Origin of the sequence: Pseudonocardia sp. HH130630-07, from assembly GCF_001698125.1 — a bacterium.
In the GTDB taxonomy this organism is placed as follows: domain Bacteria; phylum Actinomycetota; class Actinomycetes; order Mycobacteriales; family Pseudonocardiaceae; genus Pseudonocardia.
This window is the reverse complement of the sequence record NZ_CP013854.1, coordinates 4,699,419-4,719,820: the sequence shown is the minus strand read 5'-3', so window position 1 is coordinate 4,719,820 and position 20,402 is coordinate 4,699,419. Positions and strand designations below refer to the sequence as shown.

18 protein-coding genes and 3 pseudogenes are annotated in these 20,402 nt (G+C 73.4%); 10 read left to right on the top strand and 11 right to left on the bottom strand.

Going from position 1 to position 20,402, the window contains the following annotated elements; genetic code table 11:
• Positions 1 to 31: 31 nt before the first annotated feature.
• Positions 32 to 829, bottom strand: coding sequence for a precorrin-6A synthase (deacetylating) (gene cobF, locus AFB00_RS22390; protein ID WP_068798826.1), 798 nt, complete (start codon positions 827 to 829; stop codon positions 32 to 34).
• Positions 830 to 994: 165 nt separating this feature from the next.
• Between cobF and AFB00_RS22385 the strand changes: the two genes are divergently transcribed.
• Entirely contained in the window at positions 995 to 2,155 is a 1,161-nt protein-coding gene (locus AFB00_RS22385; RefSeq protein WP_068798825.1) for a glycosyltransferase family 4 protein, read from the top strand.
• Between the two features lie 151 nt (positions 2,156 to 2,306).
• Here AFB00_RS22385 and AFB00_RS22380 read toward each other — a convergent pair whose 3' ends face one another.
• The 3 genes and pseudogenes from AFB00_RS22380 to AFB00_RS35065 all read right to left on the bottom strand — a co-directional run.
• A complete protein-coding gene (locus tag AFB00_RS22380) occupies positions 2,307 to 3,065 on the bottom strand; it encodes a fumarylacetoacetate hydrolase family protein (protein ID WP_068798824.1) in 759 nt (252 codons plus the stop codon).
• 3 nt (positions 3,066 to 3,068) lie between these two features.
• Positions 3,069 to 4,292 (bottom strand): (Fe-S)-binding protein, encoded by a 1,224-nt coding sequence (locus AFB00_RS35070; protein ID WP_231974032.1) that lies wholly within the window; start codon positions 4,290 to 4,292, stop codon positions 3,069 to 3,071.
• 196 nt (positions 4,293 to 4,488) lie between these two features.
• Positions 4,489 to 5,124 (bottom strand): annotated as a pseudogene (locus tag AFB00_RS35065) (FAD-binding oxidoreductase); the annotation flags it as partial.
• 85 nt (positions 5,125 to 5,209) lie between these two features.
• Between AFB00_RS35065 and AFB00_RS35060 the strand changes: the two are divergent.
• Complete coding sequence (locus AFB00_RS35060) at positions 5,210 to 5,389, top strand: hypothetical protein (protein WP_231974031.1); 180 nt, start codon at positions 5,210 to 5,212, stop codon at positions 5,387 to 5,389.
• 122 nt (positions 5,390 to 5,511) lie between these two features.
• On the opposite strand, the pseudogene AFB00_RS35055 reads toward AFB00_RS35060, so the two are convergent.
• Together AFB00_RS35055 and AFB00_RS22370 are read right to left on the bottom strand one after the other, a co-directional pair.
• Positions 5,512 to 5,868 (bottom strand): annotated as a pseudogene (locus AFB00_RS35055) (FAD-binding oxidoreductase); the annotation flags it as partial.
• 200 nt (positions 5,869 to 6,068) lie between these two features.
• Positions 6,069 to 7,235, bottom strand: a complete 1,167-nt coding sequence (locus AFB00_RS22370; RefSeq protein ID WP_068798823.1) for a pyridoxal-phosphate-dependent aminotransferase family protein — start codon at positions 7,233 to 7,235, stop codon at positions 6,069 to 6,071.
• A 176-nt stretch (positions 7,236 to 7,411) separates the two neighbouring features.
• On the opposite strand from AFB00_RS22370, the gene AFB00_RS22365 reads away from it, so the two are divergent.
• Both AFB00_RS22365 and AFB00_RS22360 read left to right on the top strand, forming a co-directional pair.
• Complete coding sequence (locus tag AFB00_RS22365) at positions 7,412 to 8,818, top strand: SLC13 family permease (RefSeq protein WP_068798822.1); 1,407 nt, start codon at positions 7,412 to 7,414, stop codon at positions 8,816 to 8,818.
• Positions 8,819 to 8,825: 7 nt separating this feature from the next.
• On the top strand, positions 8,826 to 9,578 hold the full coding sequence (locus AFB00_RS22360; RefSeq protein WP_068798821.1) for an IclR family transcriptional regulator: 753 nt from the start codon (positions 8,826 to 8,828) through the stop codon (positions 9,576 to 9,578).
• Positions 9,579 to 9,598: 20 nt separating this feature from the next.
• Here AFB00_RS22360 and AFB00_RS22355 read toward each other — a convergent pair whose 3' ends face one another.
• Positions 9,599 to 10,336, bottom strand: a complete 738-nt coding sequence (locus AFB00_RS22355; RefSeq protein WP_068798820.1) for a GntR family transcriptional regulator — start codon at positions 10,334 to 10,336, stop codon at positions 9,599 to 9,601.
• Between the two features lie 73 nt (positions 10,337 to 10,409).
• Here AFB00_RS22355 and AFB00_RS22350 point away from each other — a divergent pair, with 73 nt between their 5' ends.
• A complete protein-coding gene (locus tag AFB00_RS22350; protein WP_068798819.1) occupies positions 10,410 to 11,573 on the top strand; it encodes a CaiB/BaiF CoA transferase family protein in 1,164 nt (387 codons plus the stop codon).
• Complete coding sequence (locus AFB00_RS22345) at positions 11,570 to 12,337, top strand: enoyl-CoA hydratase (protein WP_068798818.1); 768 nt, start codon at positions 11,570 to 11,572, stop codon at positions 12,335 to 12,337. Before AFB00_RS22350 ends, AFB00_RS22345 begins: the two co-directional genes overlap by 4 nt.
• Before the next feature lie 25 nt (positions 12,338 to 12,362).
• Here the strand turns inward: AFB00_RS22345 and AFB00_RS22340 are convergent, their stop codons facing one another.
• Together AFB00_RS22340 and AFB00_RS22335 are read right to left on the bottom strand one after the other, a co-directional pair.
• A complete protein-coding gene (locus AFB00_RS22340; RefSeq protein WP_231974030.1) occupies positions 12,363 to 12,920 on the bottom strand; it encodes a CGNR zinc finger domain-containing protein in 558 nt (185 codons plus the stop codon).
• A gap of 10 nt (positions 12,921 to 12,930) precedes the next feature.
• Positions 12,931 to 13,809, bottom strand: coding sequence for an alpha/beta fold hydrolase (locus tag AFB00_RS22335; RefSeq protein WP_068798817.1), 879 nt, complete (start codon positions 13,807 to 13,809; stop codon positions 12,931 to 12,933).
• A 464-nt stretch (positions 13,810 to 14,273) separates the two neighbouring features.
• Between AFB00_RS22335 and AFB00_RS32270 the strand changes: the two genes are divergently transcribed.
• On the top strand, positions 14,274 to 15,407 hold the full coding sequence (locus AFB00_RS32270; protein WP_068798816.1) for a C40 family peptidase: 1,134 nt from the start codon (positions 14,274 to 14,276) through the stop codon (positions 15,405 to 15,407).
• A gap of 72 nt (positions 15,408 to 15,479) precedes the next feature.
• On the opposite strand, the gene galT is transcribed toward AFB00_RS32270, so the two are convergent.
• Positions 15,480 to 16,559 (bottom strand): galactose-1-phosphate uridylyltransferase, encoded by a 1,080-nt coding sequence (gene galT, locus AFB00_RS22325; RefSeq protein ID WP_068800565.1) that lies wholly within the window; start codon positions 16,557 to 16,559, stop codon positions 15,480 to 15,482.
• A 17-nt stretch (positions 16,560 to 16,576) separates the two neighbouring features.
• Positions 16,577 to 17,368, bottom strand: a complete 792-nt coding sequence (locus AFB00_RS22320) for a DeoR/GlpR family DNA-binding transcription regulator (RefSeq protein WP_068798815.1) — start codon at positions 17,366 to 17,368, stop codon at positions 16,577 to 16,579.
• 307 nt (positions 17,369 to 17,675) lie between these two features.
• Here AFB00_RS22320 and AFB00_RS22315 point away from each other — a divergent pair.
• From AFB00_RS22315 to AFB00_RS22305, 3 genes and pseudogenes are all read left to right on the top strand, one after another.
• A pseudogene (locus AFB00_RS22315) lies at positions 17,676 to 19,358 on the top strand (sodium:solute symporter family protein).
• A gap of 11 nt (positions 19,359 to 19,369) precedes the next feature.
• Complete coding sequence (locus AFB00_RS22310) at positions 19,370 to 19,678, top strand: hypothetical protein (protein ID WP_231974029.1); 309 nt, start codon at positions 19,370 to 19,372, stop codon at positions 19,676 to 19,678.
• Positions 19,679 to 19,775: 97 nt separating this feature from the next.
• Positions 19,776 to 20,396, top strand: coding sequence for an IMPACT family protein (locus tag AFB00_RS22305; protein WP_068798814.1), 621 nt, complete (start codon positions 19,776 to 19,778; stop codon positions 20,394 to 20,396).
• Positions 20,397 to 20,402: the final 6 nt, after the last annotated feature.

The window sequence follows — 20,402 nt, the reverse complement described above, 5'->3', positions numbered from 1 at the left end:
ACGACAGAACAGGGCCTGCGACGACCGGAGGTCAGCGGTCCCCGGCGCCCCGGCGCAGCAGGTAGGTGTCCATGATCCAGCCCTTGCGCTCACGGGCTTGCGTGCGGACGGCGACGATCTCGTCGGCGACCTCGTCCAGCGGGCCGGCGACCAGCAGCTCGTCCGGGGTGCCCAGGTAGGCGCCCCAGTAGACGTGCAGCTCGGCGCGCTGCTCGGCGGGCAGCGCGGCGAAGGCGGTCCGGCCGTCGAGCATGACGACGACGTCGTCCACGTCGGCGGGCATGCCCTCGGCGATCCGCCGCCCGGTCGTGATCAGGACGGGGCGCCCGACCCGGTTCAGGATCAGCCGGTGCGCGGCGGCGAGCGCGGACACGCTGGAGATCCCGGGCACCGACACGATCGTCCAGCCGTCGTCCGGCTGGTCCGCCACCACCCGGTCGAGCAGCCGCAGCGTGCCGTCGTAGAGCGCGGGATCGCCCCACACCAGGAACGCGGCGGTCTCGCCGTCGGCGAGCTCCGCGGTGAGCATCTCGCGGTACAGCTCGGCGCGCCGGTCCTGCCAGTCGACGACGACGTCGCGGTACCGCCCGTCGTCGCGCTCGACCTCGGTCCCGCGGTCGCGGTCGACCTCGGGTGCGACGACCAGCCGGTACCGCCCGTCCGGCCGGTGCTGCTCCAGGATCGCGGTGCGCAGGGCCGTGAGGTCGTCCTTCGCGTCGCCCTTGTCGATGATGACGACGACGTCCGCCCGCCCGAGCGCCGACACCGCCTGCAGGGTCAGGTGCTCCGGGTCGCCCGCACCGATCCCGATCACCAGCACCGTACGCACGTCCGTGACCGTAATGGACGCATCCCGCCCCGGGGTACTCCCCCGTCCGGCGGCACCGCCCGCCGATCGTCGCCCGATGCGCGCAGCGGTATCGGCCGTCACCGGGGCCGCACCCTCGGTACTGTCCTTGTCCCGTCGACCCACCCTCCCGGAGGCCCACACACCGTGAAGATCGGACACCTCGTCGAGTCCCTCGACCCCCGTGGCGTGGCCGCCGCCCTCGCCGACCTGGCCGAGGCCTGCCCCGCCGCCGGGTACGACGTCGTCGTGGTCGCGCTGGCGCCGTCCGGGGAGACGGCGGCGCTGTCCCGGCTCGAACGGGCCGGCGCGACGCCGGTCGAGCTGACCGTGGCGCCCTGGGACCCGCGTGCGGCCCTGCGGGTGGTCGCCGCGCTGCGGGAGCACGACGTCGACCTGGTGCACACCCACGGTGCCCGGCCCGACGTCGTCGGCTCCGCCGCGGCGGCCCGGCTGCGGGTGCCTGCGGTGTCGACGCTGCATCACATCCACTCCCAGCCCGCGGACCGCGCCGACCGGCTCCGGCGCACCGCGAAGACGCTGGCCCGGCGCCGGTTCATGACCCGCACGATCGCGACGTCGCTGCTGCAGCGCGACTGGTACCACCGGGTGGCCGGGTCCACGGCCGGGCTGTCGGTCGTCCCCGACGGGGCGGCCGATCCCGGCCAGGGCACCGCGGAGGAGCGGGCCCGGTTCCGCCGTGGCCTGGCGGTCGAGGAGAACGAGGTCGTCGCCGTCTCGGTCGCCCCGATGCGGCGCGGCCAGGGGCAGGACATGCTGCTCGACGCGATCGCGGAGATCCCCGCGGACGAGCCGCTCACCGTGGTGCTGGGCGGGGACGGGCCGCTGCGCCCGTGGCTGGAGTCCCGGGTCGCCTCCGACGACGCGTTGTCCGGGCGGGTCGCGTTCCGCCGCAGCGCCGACCCGGTCGAGCTGCTGCGGGCCGCCGACGTGCAGCTGCACACCACCCGGCACGACACGATGCCGCGGATGCTGGTGCTGGGGCACGGCACCGGGACCCCGGCCGTCGCGACCCGGGTGGGCGGGATCCCGGAGATCGTCACCCGCGACACCGGGGCGCTGACCGCGGTGGACCCGTCCCGGATCGCCGAGGAGCTGGTCCGGACGGCCCGCGACCCGGAGCTGCGGGCCCGCCGGGGCGCCGCCGCGCGGGCCCGGTTCCTGGAACACTTCGAGGTGTCGGGCTGGGCCCGGCAGCTGGGCGAGGTCTATCGCAGCGCGCTCGGGTTCGCCGACGCCCCGAGTCCCGCGGAACTCGACACCCCGGAGCCGGCCGTCCGTCCCTGAGCGGACGGGGTCGGGGCACGTGGCCCGGGCCGGATCGAGCCGATCGGTCCGGGCCGACCGGACCGGGCTCGGGCGATGCGGTCCCGGCCGACCGGGTCGGGCCGAGCGAGTCGGGCCGAGCGAGTCGGTACGGGCGGGTCGGCCGGACCGGTCACCCGCCCCCGGGTGACCGCGCGGCGACCGGGTTGCCCAGCGCCCCGAGCCCCTCGATCTCGACGGTGACCCGGTCCCCCGGCTCCATCGGCCCCACCCCGGCCGGGCTGCCGGTGAGCACGACGTCGCCGGGACGCAACGTGATCCACCGGGTCACCCAGGCCAGGATCTCCGGCACCCCGAAGATCATCTGCCCGGTGTCGGACTCCTGCACGACCCGGTCCCCCAATCGCGTCCGCAGCGTGCGGGCGCCAGGATCCTGCTCGGTCTCGATCCACGGGCCGAGCGGCAGGAACGTGTCGGCGCTCTTCGCCCTGGTCCACTGGCCGTCGGCCCGCCAGTCGTGTGCGGTGACGTCGTTGGCGCAGGTCAGGCCGTACACGTGGGCCCACGCGTCGCGCGCGTCGAGTTCCCGGGCGGTCCGGCCGATCACCACCGCGAGCTCACCCTCGTACTCCAGCCGGGTGACCTCGGCCGGGCGCAGCACCGGCTCCCCCGGCCCCGCGACGGCGTTCGGCGCCTTCAGGAACAACGCCGGGTGCTCGGGCCACGGCCGGCCCTTCTCCCGCACCTGGCACGCGTAGTTGCTGCCGACGCACACGATGGTCCGCGGGTCGCAGGGCGCGAGCAGCCCGACCTCGTCGAGCCGCCCGGCCACCGCACCGGGCCCGGAGGGTCCCAGCTCCCGCACGAGGTCACCGTCCGCGGAGGACTCCACCGTTCCCGGGCGGCCGTCGCCGTACCGCACGACCCGCACCCCTCAGCCCTCCAGGGCGGTGCGCACGAGCTCCAGCGGGTGCCAGGCCGTGCGCCCGACGCCGTGGAAGATCTGCTGGCGGCAGGACACCCCGGTCGCGGCGACGAGCGTGTCCGCCGGCTCGGCCTCGATCGCCGGGAACAGCCGGTCCCGGCCGACGGCCATCGAGGTCTCGTAGTGCTCGGCCTCGAACCCGAACGACCCGGCCATCCCGCAGCACCCGGAGTCGATCTCGGACACCTCCAGGCCGGGGATCCGGCGCAGCAGGGCCAGCGTCGCGGCGGTGCCGACCTCGGCCTTCTGGTGGCAGTGCCCGTGGAAGACGACCCGCCGCCCGCTCAGCGCGGAGCGGGCCGGCAGCACCAGGCGCCCGTCGTCGATCGCGGCGACCAGCAGTTCCTCGACCTGCTGCACCCGGGCGGCGACCTGCTCGGCCTCCGCCGTGCGCCCGAGCAGCGACAGCGTCTCGTCGCGCAGGGTGAACACGCACGACGGCTCGCACCCGACGATCGGCGATCCCGGCTCGGTGTCCCTGGCCAGCGACCCGACCAGCCCGGACGCCTTGCGCCGGGCGTCGTCCAGCATGCCCTTGGACAGGCTCGACCGGCCGCAGCAGCCGCCACCGGCCAGCTCGACGGTCCACCCGGCACGCTCCAGGAGCTCGATCGCGGCCCGCCCGATGTGCGGCTCGGTGTAGGTGGTGAAGGAGTCGGCGAGCCAGTTCACGGTGCCGGAGCTGCCGGGCGCGGGGCGGTCCCGGCGCCGGTTCCAGCGCACCAGGTTGTCCCGGACGAAGCGGGGCATCGGCCGGGCCGCGGTGATCCTGACGGTGCGCTCCATCAGTGCCCGCAGCGGGCGGACCCGGTCGGGCAGGTTCGACAGCGGCGCCGTCGCCGACCCGAGCCGGTTGAGCGCCCGGATCCCGCCGAAGATCCGCGAGCGCAGCGGCGTGCCGTGCTGTTCGTGGTGGTGGTGCAGCGCCTCGGACTTCAGCGACGCCATGTCGACGCTCATCGGGCACTCGCTCTTGCACGCCTTGCAGCCCAGGCAGAGGTCGAGGATCTCGTGCAGCCGCTCGTCGCCCAGGGCGGCCGCCGGGTCCGGCTCGGAGAGCGCCTTGACCAGCGCGTTCGCCCGGCCCCGCGTGGAGTGCTCCTCCTGCAGGGTGACCTGGTAGGACGGGCACATCACCCCGGCCGTCGTCTTGCGGCACAGGCCGATGTTCATGCACCGGTCCGCCACGTCGCGCATCCCCGCGCCCGGCCCGCCGATCACCTCGAACGACAGCGCCGTGGTCAGCGGCCGGGGCGGGCGCCAGGGCGTCGCGGTCGCGCAGGTTGTCGGTCATCGGCGGCGCGTCGACGATCTTGCCGGGGTTCATGACGCCGTGCGGGTCGAAGATCCGCTTGACCCGGCGCATGGCCTCGTACAGCTCGTCGCCGAAGATCTCCCGGTTGAACTCCGAGCGGGCCAGGCCGTCGCCGTGCTCGCTGGAGTTCACGCCGCCGTACTCGGCGACCAGGTCCTTGATCTTCTCCGCGACCACCCGCATCGTCGCGACCTGTTCCGGGTCGGTGAGGTCGACGAAGGGCCGGATGTGCAGGCAGCCGACCGAGCAGTGGCCGTAGAACCCGGCCTCCAGGCCGTGCTCGTCGAGGATCGCGGCGAACCGCTGCGTGTACTCCGCGAGGTGCTCCGGCGCGACCGCGGTGTCCTCGATGAAGGCCAGCGGGCGCTTCGTCCCCTCACCGGCGGCCATCAGCAGCCCGAGGCTGGACTTGCGGACCTTCAGCAGGGCGGCCTGCTCGGCCGGGGTGACCAGCTTGAGGGTGTGGTAGCCGTGCCCGTGCTCGGCCCACAGCGCGGCGACGGCGTCGACCTTGGCGGCCAGCTCGGTCTCGTCCTCGCCGGAGAAGGACACGAACAGCAGCGCCGCCGGGTCCCCGACGAGGTGGTTGCCCAGGTCGGCGTACTCGATCTTCTTGCGGGACAGGTCGAGGATCGTCTTGTCCATCATCTCGACCTGGTTCGGCGCGCAGCTCAGCGCGTCCAGGGTCGCCGAGATCGCGCCGTGCGTGGTGTCGAAGTGCCCGACCGCGTAGACGGTGCGCTTCGGCTTCGGCACCAGGTCGACGACGGCGCGGGTGGCCAGCACCAGCGTCCCCTCCGCCCCGACGACGAACTTCGCCAGGTCGAACGGGTTCGCCTCGCCGTACCCGGCGAGCCGGTCCAGCCGGTACCCGCAGGCCCGCCGCCAGAACATCGGCATGCCCTCGGCGATGGCCTTCTCGTGCGCGGTGACCAGCTCGGGCAGCTCGGCGTAGATCCGCCCCTCCAGGGTGTCGGCCTCCGCCCGGCGCCGCCGCTCGGCCTCGTCCACCGGCTCCAGGCGGGCCGTCGACCCGTCGGACAGCACGACGTCGAGCGCCCGGATGTGGTCGATCGTCATCCCGAAGGTGAGCGACCCGCTGCCGGCGGAGTTGTTGCCGAGCATCCCGCCGATCGTGGCCCGGTTGCTGGTGGAGGTGTCCGGCCCGAACATCAGGCCGTGCGCGGCGGCGCGCGCGTTGAGCTGGTCCTGCACCACCCCCACCTCGACGACGGCGGTGCGCGCCACCGGGTCGATCTCGACGATCCGGTTGAGGTGCCGGGACAGGTCCAGGACCAGCCCCGGGCCGACGGTCTGGCCGGCGAGACTCGTGCCCGCGCCGCGGGGCACGACCGGGACGCCGTACTCCCCCGCGGTGCGGACGGCCGCGGCGACGTCGTCGTGGGTCCGGGGGAAGACCACGCCCAGCGGCATGATCGAGTACATGCTGGCGTCCCGGGAGAACAGGTGCCGGGTGTAGTCGTCGAAGGCGACCTCGCCGGTCACCCGGGAACGCAGGGTGTCCTCCAGGCCGGTGGGCGCGGGGACCGGGCGGGCGGGACGGGTCAGCTCGGCGGTCATCGTGGTGGGGTCCTCTCGCGACGGTGCGACGGGTCCGGGGCTCGTGCCGCTCCTCAGCCGGACTGCAGGCGCTCCAGCGCGGCGTCGAGCCCACCCGGGTCGATCCGCACGCCGGACAGGGTCAGGCCCATCTGCACACCGGCCAGCGTCCCGGCCAGGGTCAGGTCGTTGAACGCGCCGAGATGGCCGATCCGGAAGATCTTCCCGGCGAGCTTGCCCAGCCCGGCGCCGAGCGACATGTCGTAGCGGTCGAGAATCAGCGCGCGGACCTTGTCGGCGTCGACCCCGTCGGGCACCAGCACCGCGGTGAGCGCGCCGGAGTGCTCCCGCTCGTCGAGGCACAGGACCTCCAGGCCCCAGCCGCGGACGGCGGCGCGGGTGGCCTCGGCGTGTCGGGTGTGGCGGGCGAAGACGTTCTCCAGTCCCTCGGCGTAGAGCAGGCGCAGGGCCTCACGCAGGCCGTAGAGCAGGTTGGTGTTGGGCGTGTAGGGGAAGAAGCCACGCTCGTTCGCGGCGAGCATCGGGCCCCAGTCCCAGAACGTCCGCGGCAGGGACGCGGTGCGCGAGGCCTCCAGTGCCTTGTCGCTGATCGCGTTGAAGCTCATCCCCGGCGGCAGCATGAGCCCCTTCTGGGACCCGGAGACCGTCACGTCGACCCGCCACTCGTCGTGCCGGTAGTCGATCGACCCGAGCGAGGAGATCGTGTCGACCAGGAGCAGCGCCGGGTGGCCCGCCGCGTCGATCGCCGCCCGGATCTCCGGGACCCGGCTGGTGACCCCGGTCGAGGTCTCGTTGTGCACCACGCAGACGGCCTTGATCCGGTGCCCGGTGTCGGCGGCCAGCCGCTCGGCGACGGCCTCCGGCTCGGCCCCGTGGCGCCAGTCCCCCGGCACGAAGTCGACCTCCAGGCCGAGGCTGCGGGCCATCTCCTGCCACAGCGTGGCGAAGTGGCCGGTCTCGAAGGTGAGCACGGCGTCACCGGGGCTCAGCGTGTTGACCAGCGCGGCCTCCCAGGCGCCGGTACCGGTCGCCGGGTAGATCACGACCGGGTTCGTGGTGCCGAAGACCGGCCGGATGTCGCGCAGGATCTCGGCACCGAGGGCCTGGAACTCCGGCCCGCGGTGATCGATCGTGGGCGCCGACATCGCCCGCAGCACGCTGTCCGGGACGTTGGTCGGGCCGGGGATCTGCAGGAAGTGGCGGCCTGCTGCGTAGGTCATCGTGCTCCTCCACGGTCATGCCGGGCTTCCGCATGACGAAATCCCGGTCTCGCCAGTAGACGGTATACCGTCTACAGTCTGCCGTCGAGACCGGTTCCACCGCCCGGTGCGGCCCTGCCGAGGAGGGGCCGCTCGCACGTCCCTTGCTGAGTCAGTGCCGACCACAGAGGATCGCGATGTCCATACAACTCATCACCGTCGTGGCCTTGGCCCTGGTGTTCCTGATAGCCACCGTCCTGCCGGTGCACATGGGGGCACTGGCCTTCGTCGCCGCCTTCATCGTCGGGACCGCGTTCGTCGGGGAGGACACCGACGACATCGTCGCGGGCTTCCCCGGTGACCTGTTCGTCATCCTGGTCGGGGTGACGCTGCTCTTCGCCATCGCGAAGGGGAACGGGACCGTCGACAAACTCGTCCAGCTCGCCGTCCGCGCCGTCGGCGGCCGGATCGCGCTCATCCCCTGGGTGATGTTCGGGGTCACCGCCGTGCTGACGGCGGTCGGTGCGGTCGTCCCGGCCGCCGTCGCCATCATCGCGCCGATCGGGATGGGCTTCGCCCTGCGCTACAAGATCAACCCGATGCTGATGGGCCTGCTCATCATCAACGGCGCCAGCGCCGGCGGGTTCTCGCCGATGAGCATCTTCGGCAGCATCACCAACGGCGTGGTCGAGCGGAACAACCTGCCCGGCAGCCCGTTCCTGCTCTTCGCGTCCTCGTTCGCGTTCAACCTGCTGCTCAGCGTCGTGGTGTTCCTGCTGTTCGGGGGCCGCGAGCTGATCCGCCGGTCCAGCGCCGCCGTGACGACGGGCGACCGGATCGCGCTGGCCGCCGAGCCGGCCACCTCGGTCGCGCTCGGTGGCGGCGGCTCGGGCACCCACCGGCACCACCACACCGGTGGCACCGGTACCGGGTCCGACGCCACGACACCCGGGCAGCCCACCGGCCCCCGGGAGGACGGACCGACCGACGACGCGGACTCCGGGCCGCTGACCCGCGACCACATCTTCACCATCGTCGGGCTGGTCGCGCTCGCGGTCGGCGCGCTGGCCTTCGGGCTGGACGTCGGGTTCACCGCGCTGACCGTCGCGGCCGCCCTGTCGCTGATCTCGCCCACCTCGGCCAAGGCCGCGGTCGGGCAGGTCGCCTGGCCGACGGTGCTGCTCATCTGCGGCATCGTCACGTTCGTCTCGCTGATGGAACGGGTCGGGACGATCGACTGGCTCGGCAACCTGGTGACCCAGATCGGGTGGCCGCTGCTCGCCGCGATCATCATCTGCCTGATCGGCGCCGTCGTCTCCGCGTTCGCCTCCACCACCGGCATCCTGGGCGCGCTGATCCCGCTGGCGGTGCCGTTCCTGCTGGCCGGCGAGGTCGGCGCGGTGGGGCTGATCATCGCGCTGGCGATCTCGTCGTCGGTCGTCGACTCCTCGCCGTTCTCCACCAGCGGCGCGCTGGTCGTCGCGAACGCACCGGCCGACCAGACCGACCGGGTGTTCCGCGGGCTGATGATCTGGGGCTTCAGCATGTGTGCGGTCGCCCCGCTCGCCAGCTGGCTGATCTTCGTCGTCCCGGGCTGGGGCTGAGGACCCGGTGTCGGGCGCGTCCCCGGCCGGTGGTGTCCAGTCGATCGCCAGGGCGTTCCAGGTGCTCGGGGTCATGGCCGACGCCGGGACCGAGCTGACGGTCAGCGAGCTGGCCGACGCCTCGGGCCTCCCGCTCCCGACCATCCACCGGATCGTCCGGACGATGCGCGACCTCGGCTACGCCCACCAGCTGGCCAACCGGCGGTACACGCTCGGCCCGCGCCTGATCGGGCTCGGCGACCGGGCGTCGCGGGTGCTGGGGGTGCGGGCCGGGGAGGACCTGCGGGCGCTCGCCGGGCAGGTCGGCGAGACGGCGAACCTGGCGGTGCTGGACGGCGAGCGCGCCGTCTACACCGCCCAGGTCCCGTCCCCGCACTCGATGCGGATGTTCACCGAGGTGGGGCGCCGCGTGCACCTGCACAGCACCGGGGTCGGCAAGGCGTTGCTGGCCCAGCTGGACGACGACGCCGCGGCCCGGATCCTGCGCAGCGCCGGGACGCCCGCGATGACCGGGCGGACCGTCGTCGATCCGGCGGCGCTGCTGGCCGAGCTCGCCGGGATCCGGCGGGCCGGCCGGGCGATCGACGACGAGGAGCAGGAGCTCGGCGTCTTCTGCGTGGCCGCACCGGTCCCGGGCGCGCCGGTGCCGACGGCGGTGTCGGTCTCCGGGCCGGTGCAGCGGTCCTCCCACGACCGGGTCGCCGAGACCGCCGCGCTGCTGGGCGCGGCCGCCGAACGGATGGCCGGGTTCTTCCGGTGACCACCCCGGGCCCGGTGTCCCTAGCGCAGCCGCCGGCGGGCGGCCAGCCACTCCTCGGACTCGGGGGTGCCGCCGTCGAGCTGGTCGACGACGTCGAGCAGGAACGACCCGTGACCGTGCTCGGCCAGCGCGCGCCGCGCGTCCTCCGGGTCGCCGGCCTCGATCACGTCGAGCAGCTCGCGGTGGCGCTCGACGTTCTCCAGGAGGGTCTCCACGTCCCGGCGCGCGGCCCGGTTCAGCGCGAAGCACAGCAGCATCTGGAACGACAGCGAGCGGTAGGTCTCGGTGATCCGCGAGTGCCCGGCGAGGGCCACGATCGCCAGGTGGAAGTCGAACTTGCAGCGCATGAACCGGGTCTCGTCGCCCGCGCGGCCGGCCGTCTCGAACTCCCGCAGGGCCTCCCGGCAGCGCTCCAGCCGGGCGGCGGAGCGCACCGGCAGCGCCAGGCCGACGGCGAAGGACTCCAGCTCCTCGCGCAGCGTCACGATCTCGAACACGTCGTGCCGGGTCAGCGTGCGGACGGTGGCTCCGCGCCGCGGGTGGGTCACGACCAGTCCCTCGTGCACGAGGGTCTGCAACGCCTCGCGCAGCGGCGGGCGGGACACCCCGAGCCGCTCGGTCAACCGGGCCTCGACCAGGCGTTCGCCGAGCGCGAGCTCGCCGGAGAAGATCATCCCGCGCAGGGCGTCCACGGCCAGCGCGGCCATGCTCGGCGGCGCGACGATCCGCCGCTGGTCCGCTGGCTCCACCACCGTCATGGGTACCGATCCCTCCCGTTCGTTCCTGTATACCGTATATCGAGCCGGACCGTCGGCTCGGAGGAGGTCATGGATGTCCACCGCACCGCCCCTGCAGGGTGTGCTCGTGCTCGAGGTCGGCGCCTTCATGGCGGCGCCGTTCGCCACCATGCAGCTCGCCGACCTGGGCGCCCGGGTCGTCAAGGTCGAGCCGCCGGGGATCGGTGACCCGACCCGCTCGGCCGGCCCGTTCACCGGCGGCGAGAGCTCGCCGTTCCTGCGGATGAACCGGAACAAGGAGTCCGTCGTCCTCGACCTGAAGGACGACGCGGGCAGGGCCGCGTTCCTCGCGCTGGTGGACCGGGCCGACGTCGTCGTCGAGAACCTGCGGCCCGGCGCGATGGACCGCCTCGGGCTCGGCTGGTCCGCGCTCGCCGCACGGCGGCCGGAGCTCGTCTACGCCTCGGCGTCGGGCTGGGGCCAGGACGGCGCCGCGTCGTCCCGGCCGGGGCTGGACATCATGGCCCAGGCCGCGAGCGGCCTGATGAGCGTGACCGGGACCGCGGACGGCGACCCGGTCAAGGTCGGCGTCCCGGTCTGCGACCTGGTCACCGCGCTGTACGTGGCGCTCGCGGTCACCGCCGCGCTGCGCGAGCGGGACCGCTCGGGCACCGGGCAGCACATCGACGTGTCGCTGCTGGAGTCCGGCGTCTCGCTCGCGGTGTGGGAGGCCGGGATGTACTTCGGGGACGGCGAGGTGCCGGTCCGGCAGGGCTCGGCACACCAGCGGTACGCGCCCTACCAGGCGGTCCGTACCGGTGACGGGTACGTGACCGTCGGCGCGAACACCGAACGCCTGTGGTCGGCGCTGTGCCGGGCACTGGACCTCACCGAGCTGGAGTCCGACCCGCGGTTCGCCGACCCGTCCGGCCGGCTCGCCGAGCGGACGGCGCTGATCGCCCGGATCGAGGAGGTCACGACGACCATGACCACCGCGGCCGTCCGCAGCACCCTGGACGCGGCGGGCGTGCCCTGCGCCGCCCTCGCCGGCTACGACGAGGTCTTCACCGACCCGGTGCTCACCGACCGGGACTACTTCTGGGACGGCGAGCACCCGGCGCTCGGCCCGGTGCGCCAGCTCGGGTCGCCGATGCGGTTCTCCCGCACCCCGGCCCGGCGGGCGAACGCCGGGCCGTCGCTCGGCGCGGACACCGACAGCGTGCTCGCCGAGCTCGCGGTCGAGGAGGGACGGCGATGAGCGACACCACGACGGAGCTGGACGGCGGGGTGCTCACCCTGACGTTCCGCCGGGCCGCCCAGCACAACGCGCTCACCTGGGAGATGTACGACGCCCTGGTCGCGGCCTGCGAGCGGGCCGACGCCGACGACGCGGTGCGGGCGCTGGTGGTGCGCGGCGAGGGCGGGAAGGCCTTCGTCGCCGGGACCGACATCGGCCAGTTCGCGGCGTTCACCTCGGGCGCCGACGGGGTCGCCTACGAGCACCGGGTCACCGCCATCCTGGACCGGGTCCGCGCGGTCCGGGTGCCCACGGTGTCCGCGGTCGGCGGCTTCTGCGTCGGCGGTGGGCTCGGCATCGCCTGCGCCACCGACCTGCGGATCGCGACCCCCGGCTCCCGGTTCGGCGTCCCGATCGCCCGCACGCTGGGCAACTGCCTGTCCGCCCGCACCCTGGACCTGCTCGTCGAGACGCTCGGCCGCGGGCTCACCGCGGACCTGCTGCTCACCGGCCGGCTCCTGGGCACCGAGGAGGCGGGCCGGGTGCCCGGCTTCCTGCACGCGGTGGTCGACGACCTCGACGCCGGGGTCGCCGAGCTCGGCGGGCGGCTCGTCTCCGGGGCTCCGCTGACGATCCTCGCGACCAAGGAGCTGCTGGCCAACCGGCACGAGGGACCGGACCGCGACGACTCCGCCGTCGTCGAGCGGGTCTACGGCTCGGCCGACTTCCGGGCCGCCGTCGCGGCGTTCGGCGAGCGGCGCACGCCGACCTGGACCGGCCGCTGACCGAGGGCCGGCTCCGGCGCCCGCATCAGGGGGTGCCGGAGCCGGTGGTCCCCGGGGTCTCCCTGGCGTGGTGACGACGAGCCTTCATCCGGTTGCCGCAGCTGCGCATGGAGCACCAGCGGGCGGTGTTCGCGCGGCTGCGGTCGAGCAGGAACAGATGGCACTCGCCGTTCGCGCAGGGGCGGAGCCTGCCGGGCATCCGCTCGGCCAGCGCGCCCCAGGCGAGCACCGCCGCCACGGCCAGCAGCCGGTCGGCGTCCCCGGCCGCCCCGGTGTGCCGGTACAGCCGGAGCCCGGCGGCGCCGATCTCCGGGCGCCACGTCACGCCGTCGACGAACGGCTGCAGGTCCGCCGCCGGGCGCCGGTCGCGCACGACCTCCTGCAGGACGCCGCGGGCCGCCCGCAGGTGCGCGGCCTCCACCGGGGTCCCCGCGCCGCCACGGGACCGTGCCCACTCCCGGGCCCTGGCGTCGGTGTCCAGCAGGTCGTCGACGCCGGCACCGGCCCCGGCACCCACGACGGGCGCGCTGTTCAGCAGGTCCAGCAGCAGGTCGGCACGGTCGAGGTCGGGCAGGTCCACCACGGCCGTGAACCTAGTCGCCGCCGGACGCGAGGGTGCGCCCGAGGAACGATCCGACGAGGTCGGCGACGGTGTCCGGAGCGCTCTCCAGCAGGAAGTGCCCGCCGGGGACGAGATGGATCTCCGCGTCCGGCAGGTCGGTCGCGAACGCGCGGGCGCCGGCCGGCCCGAAGATCTCGTCACCGTCGCCCCAGACCGCCAGCAGCGGCACCTGCGAGGTCCGGAAGTACTCGTGCAGCGCCGGGTACCGCAGCCGGTTCACCGGGTAGTCCCGGACCAGCGCCAGCTGGACCAGGTCGTTGCCCGGGCGCGAGACGTCGGCGTGGTCGAGCGCCCACGCGTCGGGGTCGAGGAGGTCCGGTTCCGCGACCCCGGTGACGTACTGCCAGCGGATCGCGTCCCGGGTGAGCATCTGCCGCACGGCCGCCTCGCGCTCCGGGGACGGATCGGCGCCGTAGTCCCACACCGGCTGCCAGAACCCCGGGACGAAGCCCTCCTCGTAGGCGTTACCGTTCTGGCTGACGATCGCCGACACCGCCCCCGGGCGGCGCAGCGCGAGCCGCCAGCCGACCGGGGCGCCGTAGTCCTGCACGTACATCGCGAACCGGTCGACGCCCAGCTGGTCGAGCAGTCCCTCGGTGACGTCGGTCAGCCGGTCGAAGGTGTAGTCGAACTCCTCGACGGTGGGTGTGGCCGAGCGGCCGAAGCCGATGTGGTCCGGCGCGATCACCCGGTACCGCTCGGCCAGGCGCGGGATGAGCCGGCGGAACATGCGCGAGCCGGTCGGGTAGCCGTGCAGCAGGAGCACGGTCTCGCCGTCGGCCGGTCCGGCCGCGCGGTAGAAGACGCGCAGACCGTCGACCGTGGTCTCGAGGTGCCGGATCTCGGACATTCTAACTCCTCTGATCGCTTGAACTGGTTACCAGCGACGGTAGCCGCACTGTCCTAACCCTTCAATGGGCTTGTGATGGTTAGACGGTGACGTGGCCGACATCGACGACCCGTCACCCGTTCGACACGCGGCGCGACCTCGATCGGTGACCGTTCGTCGCAGCAGAGGGCCTGCTCGGCACCGAACGGCCGCACGGGCACCGCTCAGCGGCCGACGGGCACGCGGATCGCGCAGGACCCACCGTTCGTCGCACACCCCCCGGAGCTGACAGGCATGTGAGTCACGGGGCGGTTACGGTCCTTCGTGCTGGCCGACGAGATGTCGACCGGCGCGCCCGGTCGGCCGCCTGCTCCCCCGCCTGCCGACACTCCCCCTGGCGCCCACCCAGCATGCGGCGGGGACGGACACGCCGTCCGGCTCGACCCCCGAAGAGCCGGAGTGCCCGTGGCGGCGAGGACCCACGGATGACCACAGCGATCCCAGCACTGCGCCCGAGCGACGCCCCCGACGTCGCCGGAACCGAGATCCCCCGGCGCCGTCGCCACCGCGACGACGACTCCTCCGGAATCTCCGCGGCCGAGCTGCTCGCCCGCTACTCCGAGGCCGGCTTCGACACCCCTGCCTCCGGCGGCCGCCGCGCCGCCCGTGAGGCCGGCACCGGGGCCTTCGGCCCCGCCACCGAGCGCATCGCGCTGCCGGACACCACCCCGGAGGCCCCCGGGACCGGCGCCGACACGGTCGTCACCCGCGACGTCCCGGCCGGTGTCACGGCCCGCTCGGCGATCGGCCTGATCCAGGGCGACTCCGGCACCGGTCCGCTCGGCAGCCGCCCGCGCGCCGTCGCGGCGACGATGTCGGCCACGCTCGTCGGGGCCACCGCCGTGATGGGCGTGGTGACCTCGCTCAACACGCCGGACGCCGCACCCCTCGACCAGGCCGCGGACATGGACCTCACGACGGGCACCACCGAGCAGGCCACCATGCGCCTGTCCGTGCCGGCCGCCGGGGCCGACCAGGGCGGGCCCGGGGACAGCGAGGCCGCCAGCTCGATCGGCAGCGGCCTGGAGCACGTCACCTCCGCCGTCCCGCAGGCGTTCGAGCAGGCCGACGTGGCCCGGATCGCCGCGGTCGCGAAGCGGGACGCCGAGGCGAAGGCCGACGAGGCCCGCGAGAAGGCCCGGTCCGCCGTGCGCGACGGCGCGGGCACCGGCTCCGTCGCCGGTGACCCGGTCACCGACTTCAGCGGGTCCAGCGGCGGCCTGCAGGCGCTCGCCGCCGCCAAGACCAAGCTCGGCACCCCCTACAAGTGGGGCGCCACCGGCCCGAGCGCGTTCGACTGCTCCGGCCTCATGGTGTGGGCCTTCGAGCAGGTCGGCATCGACCTGCCGCGCACGTCCAGCTCCCAGGCCCAGGACTCCGGCGAGTCCGTCTCGAAGAGCGACCTCAAGCCCGGGGACATGGTGTTCTTCTACTCCCCGGTCAGCCACGTCGGCATCTACGCCGGCAACGGCAAGATCCTGCACGCGTCCACCAGCGGCGAGCCGGTGAAGTACTCCGACATCGACGCGATGCCGTTCAACAGCGCGACGCGCGTCTGACCCGCACCCCCGCACTCATCGAGGCCGGTCCCCTGGGGAGGGGACCGGCCTCGATTCGCGTCCGGGACCGGTTCAGAGCGAGCGGAGCCGCTGCGCCACCGCCTCGGGCAGCACGTCGGAGATGAACGCCCCGGCACCGGACTCCGAGCCGGCCAGATACTTGATCTTCCCGGGAGCCCGGCGGATCGAGTGCACCCGCAGGTGCAGCCGGGCGTCGGAGCGGCCGTCGGACTCCAGGACCGGCGCCTGGTTCCAGCCGGCGACGTAGGGCAGCTCGTCGTCGTAGAGCGCGTCGAGCCGGCGCAGCAGGTCCAGGTAGACGTGTGGGAACTCCGCGCGCTGTGCTTCGTCCAGCGCCGGGAGGTCCGGGGTGGGCCGGTTCGGGAACAGGTGCACCTCGACCGGCCAGCGCGCCGCCTCCGGGACGAACGCCGTCCAGTGCTCGCCGGCCACGACGACCCGCTCCCCCGCACGCTCCGCGGCGAGCCGGGCGTCGATCAGGTTCTCCCCGGTCGCCTCGCGGTGCGCGGCCACGTGCGCGAGCATCCGCGCCGGGAACGGCGGCAGGTACGGGTAGGCGTAGATCTGGCCGTGCGGGTGGGCCAGGGTCACCCCGATCTCGGCGCCCCGGTTCTCGAACGGGAACACGTACCGCACGCCCGGCCGGGCGCCCAGCTCCGCGGTCCGGTCCGCCCACGCCTCCAGCACCAGGCGCACCCGCTCCGGGGGCAGCCGGGAGAACGGCGTCGCGTGGTCGTCGGTGAAGCACACGACCTCGCACCGCCCGGACGCCGCCTGCGGCACCGGGCCCGGCTCCGGCAGCGGGGCGCCGGGCGCCGAGCCGAACGACGGGAAGCGGTTCTCGAACGCCACCACGCCGTACTCCGGCGCGGGAACCTCGGTCAGCCGGCCCTCGATGGTCGGGCACAGCGGGCACTGGTCGGCCGGTGGCTGGTAGGTCCGGTCCTGGCGGTGCGCCGCGATCGTCACCCACTCCCCGGCCAGCTCGTCGTAGCGCAGCTGCGATGCCGGGACGACCCGCGGCAGGTCCCGGTGGTCCACCAGCGCCGCCGGGTCCCGGGGCGGATGCTCCGGGCCGTCGAACCAGATGACCTCCCGGCCGTCCGACATCCGGGTCGAGAGTCTCTGCACCTTCTGCACGTCCTGTCCTACTTCCCGGGGTGGGTGATGAGCACGCGGTCGACCTCGCCCTCGAGGACCGCGCGGTCGGCGTCGGCGAGGCCGGCGTCGGTCACCAGCACGTCGGCCTCGTTCAGCTCGGCGATGGTGGAGATCCCGACCGTGCCCCACTTGGTGTGGTCCGCGACGACCACGAGCTGCTGCCCGGCGTCGACGAGCGCGCGGTTGGTGTCGCGCTCGGTGAGGTTCGGGGTGGAGAAGCCGGCGGCGGCGGTCATGCCGTGCACGCCGAGGAAGACCGTCTCCAGGTTCAGCGCGCGCAGCGAGGCGATCGCGACCGGCCCGACGAGTGCCTCCGACGGCGTCCGGACGCCACCGGTGAGGATCACCGTCGAACCGCGCGCCTCGGCACCACCGACGTGCAGGGCCTCGGCCACCGCGAGCGAGTTGGTGACGACGGTCAGCCGGGGGACCTTCGCCAGCAGGTGCGCGAGCCGCCAGGTCGTCGTCCCCGCGGAGAGGCCGACGGCCGAGCCGGGCGTGACGAGGTCCGCGGCGGCCGCTGCGATGGCCTCCTTCTCCGCGAGCTCGCGCACCGACTTGGCGGAGAACCCGGGCTCCTCGGTGGTGTGCTCGCCGATCGCCGTCGCGCCGCCGTGCACCTTGTCGACCAGCCGTCGCCGGGCCAGGACGTCGAGGTCCCGGCGCACCGTCATCTCCGACACGCCGAGCCGCTCGGCGAGCTCGGACACCCGTACCGCCCCGCGGCTCCGCACCGCCTCGACGATCACCTCGCGCCGTTGCTCGGCCAGCAGGCTCATCGCGGTACGTCCTGGTCACCACACGGAGTCACCCGCACACAATGCAACAAATTCGAACGCTAAGCAAGGAGCCACTCGTCGACCGTTCGGCGCATCGTGGCCGCTCGTAGGTTACTGAAGAGTCACAAAGTCGCTCGAACGTGTTCACTTCTGTCCGAGTGGGGTCTACCTTGTGCGTCGGTTCGCGCTGCGCCCACCGGCGCCCGAGTCGCGGACCCCTGACGACTCACCGACGAGGAGTTCCCGAGATGGATCACAACAGCGCGGCCCCCGATCGGGCCGTCAGGGACACGGGGGAGGCCGGGGCATGACCGCCCAGGAGATCCTCCGCCTGGATCCGAACATCATCGACTACCTGCTGGTCGCCTTCTACTTCGTGCTGGTCCTGGGCATCGGCGTCGCGGCCCGGCGCTCGGTCTCCTCGAGCCTGGACTTCCTGCTGTCCGGCCGCTCGCTGCCGGCCTGGATCACCGGCCTGGCGTTCATCTCGGCCAACCTCGGCGCGATCGAGCTGATCGGCATGGTCGCGAACGGTGCCCAGTTCGGCATCCCGACCGTGCACTACTACTGGCTCGGCGCCATCCCGGCGATGGTCTTCCTCGGCATCGTGATGATGCCCTTCTACTACGGCTCGAAGGCCCGCAGCGTCCCGGAGTTCCTGCTCAAGCGGTTCAACCGGACCACCCAGCGGGTCCAGGCCGTCGTGTTCGCGGTGGCGTCGATCCTCATCGCCGGCGTCAACCTGTTCTCCCTCGGCCTGGTGCTGGAGGCCCTGCTCGGCTGGTCGCTCTACGTGGCCATCCCGGTCGCGGCGGTCGTCGTCCTCGGGTACATCTCCCTCGGCGGTCTGTCCGCGGCGATCTACACCGAGGTCCTGCAGTTCTTCGTCATCCTCGCCCTGCTGATCCCGCTCACGGTCGCCGGCCTCAACCGGATCGGCGGCTGGGACGGCCTGACCAGGGCGGTCACCGAGGGCCCCAGCGGCGGTGCGGACCTCAACGCCTGGCCCGGCACGCCGCTGACCGAGATCGCGAACCCGTTCCTCTCGGTGCTGGGCATCGTGTTCGGTCTCGGCTTCGTGCTCTCCTTCGGGTACTGGACGACGAACTTCGCCGAGGTGTAGCGCGCCCTGTCGGCGAAGAGCATGTCCGCCGCGCGGCGCACGCCGATCATCGGCGCGTTCCCGAAGGCGCTGGTCGTGCTGGTCATCGTGACCCCGGGCATGATCGCCGGGATCCTCGTCCCGCAGATCAGCGCGGTGAAGGCCGGCGGCGAGGGCGTCGAGGGGATCACCTACAACAACGCGCTGTCGCTGCTGATGAAGGAGGTCCTGCCGAACGGCATCCTCGGCGTGGCGATCGCCGGCCTGCTGGCCGCGTTCATGGCCGGCATGGCGGCGAACATCAGCTCGTTCAACACGGTGTTCACCTACGACATCTGGCAGGACTGGCTGCGCCCGGACCGGGCCGACGGCTACTACCTCCGGGTCGGCCGGCTGGTCACGATCGTCGGCTGTGTGCTGGCGATCGGGACGGCGTTCATCGCCTCGGGCTCGGAGAACCTGATGGACTACATCCAGTCCCTGTTCAGCTTCTTCAACGCCCCGCTGTTCGCGATCTTCATCCTGGGTCTGTTCTGGAAGCGCATGACCGGGCCGTCGGCCTGGATCGGGCTGCTGTCGGGCAACGTGGCCGCCGTCGCGGTCGACGTGCTGGTGCGCGTCGGGGTCTGGGAGATGTCCAGCCAGGCCGGTAGCTTCGTGGGCGCGATCGCCGCGTTCGTCGTCGGTGTCGGGGTCGCGGGTGCGGTCTCCGTGGTGACCACGCCGAAGCCGGACACCGAGCTGGTCGGGCTCGTCTGGGGCCTCACGCCGAAGGAGGCCCGGACCCACTCGAGCGAGGGTGAGGACGCCGGGTGGTACCGCTCGCCTGCGGTGCTCGCCGCCGTGGTGCTCGCCATGACCGTGGTTCTCTACATCGTGATCGGCTGAGGGAGGACATCATGACCGAGAACGAATCCGCGGGCATCGACCCCACGACCGGGGCCAAGGCCGGCGTCGACGCACCGGTCTCGACGACCGCGACCAACCTGTTCGACCTGCGCTCGGTGATCGCCCTGCTGTTCGGCGTCTACGGGCTGGTGCTGCTGATCATGGGCATCGTCTCCGGGAACGACCCGGAGAACCTGGCCAAGACCGGGGGCACGAACCTCAACCTCGACACCGGCATCGCGATGCTGGTGGTCGGCGCGCTGTTCGTGCTGTGGGTGTACCTGCGCCCGCTGAAGGTCCCCGGCCGGGACGAGAGCTGACCATCGGGAACCGACACCGCGCGGGCGGGCCGCCGGGGACGCTCGTCGTTCCGGACGGCCCGCCCGTCGCCGGCCCGGGGCCGGTCGGGGGCACCGCGTGCGGGTGATCGCCACGGGTGTCCGGCACGAGATCGAGATCGCCCGGTCCCGGTTCGTGTGCACCGTCGCCAGGACCGGCACCGTCGACGCCGCGAGCGCGGTGATCGAGCGGGTCCGCCGGGCCGGCCCGGACGCCTCGCACCACTGCACCGCGCTGCGGATCGGTGGTCCCACCGCGCTCACCGCCCGATCCGCCGACGACGGCGAACCGGCCGGCACCGCGGGCGTCCCGATGCTGGAGGTGCTGGCCCGCCGGGAGCTGACCGACGTCGTCGCGGTCGTCTCCCGCTGGTTCGGCGGGACCCGCCTGGGTGCCGGTGGCCTGGTCCGGGCCTACTCGGGCGTGCTGAGCGAGGCGCTCGACGTCGCCGGGACGCTGCGCCGGGTCCGGCACCGGGAGCTGCTGCTCGCCGTCCCGCACGACCGGGCGGGGAGGCTGGAGCACGACCTGCGCCACTCCCCCTACCGGCTGCGCGACGTGGCCCACGGCGCCGACGTCACGCTGACGGTCGCGGTCGCCGAGGCCGACCTGGCCGGTTTCGGGGCCTGGCTCGCTACCCGCACCGGCGGCGCGGTGGACGCCCTCGACGCCGGGCCGTGCGAGCTCTATCTACCCTGATCCGTC

Excerpts from the sequence above, each read along its gene's own strand:
- AFB00_RS32270 (WP_068798816.1), top strand. The coding sequence starts at position 14,274 with ATGACCACAGCGATCCCAGCACTGCGCCCGAGCGACGCCCCCGACGTC.
- AFB00_RS22310 (WP_231974029.1), top strand. The coding sequence starts at position 19,370 with ATGACCGAGAACGAATCCGCGGGCATCGACCCCACGACCGGGGCCAAG.
- AFB00_RS22345 (WP_068798818.1), top strand. The coding sequence starts at position 11,570 with ATGAGCGACACCACGACGGAGCTGGACGGCGGGGTGCTCACCCTGACG.
- AFB00_RS22365 (WP_068798822.1), top strand. The coding sequence starts at position 7,412 with ATGTCCATACAACTCATCACCGTCGTGGCCTTGGCCCTGGTGTTCCTG.
- AFB00_RS35070 (WP_231974032.1), bottom strand. The coding sequence starts at position 4,292 with ATGAACATCGGCCTGTGCCGCAAGACGACGGCCGGGGTGATGTGCCCG.
- AFB00_RS22370 (WP_068798823.1), bottom strand. The coding sequence starts at position 7,235 with ATGACCTACGCAGCAGGCCGCCACTTCCTGCAGATCCCCGGCCCGACC.
- AFB00_RS22355 (WP_068798820.1), bottom strand. The coding sequence starts at position 10,336 with ATGACGGTGGTGGAGCCAGCGGACCAGCGGCGGATCGTCGCGCCGCCG.
- AFB00_RS22350 (WP_068798819.1), top strand. The coding sequence starts at position 10,410 with ATGTCCACCGCACCGCCCCTGCAGGGTGTGCTCGTGCTCGAGGTCGGC.
- AFB00_RS22335 (WP_068798817.1), bottom strand. The coding sequence starts at position 13,809 with ATGTCCGAGATCCGGCACCTCGAGACCACGGTCGACGGTCTGCGCGTC.
- AFB00_RS22320 (WP_068798815.1), bottom strand. The coding sequence starts at position 17,368 with ATGAGCCTGCTGGCCGAGCAACGGCGCGAGGTGATCGTCGAGGCGGTG.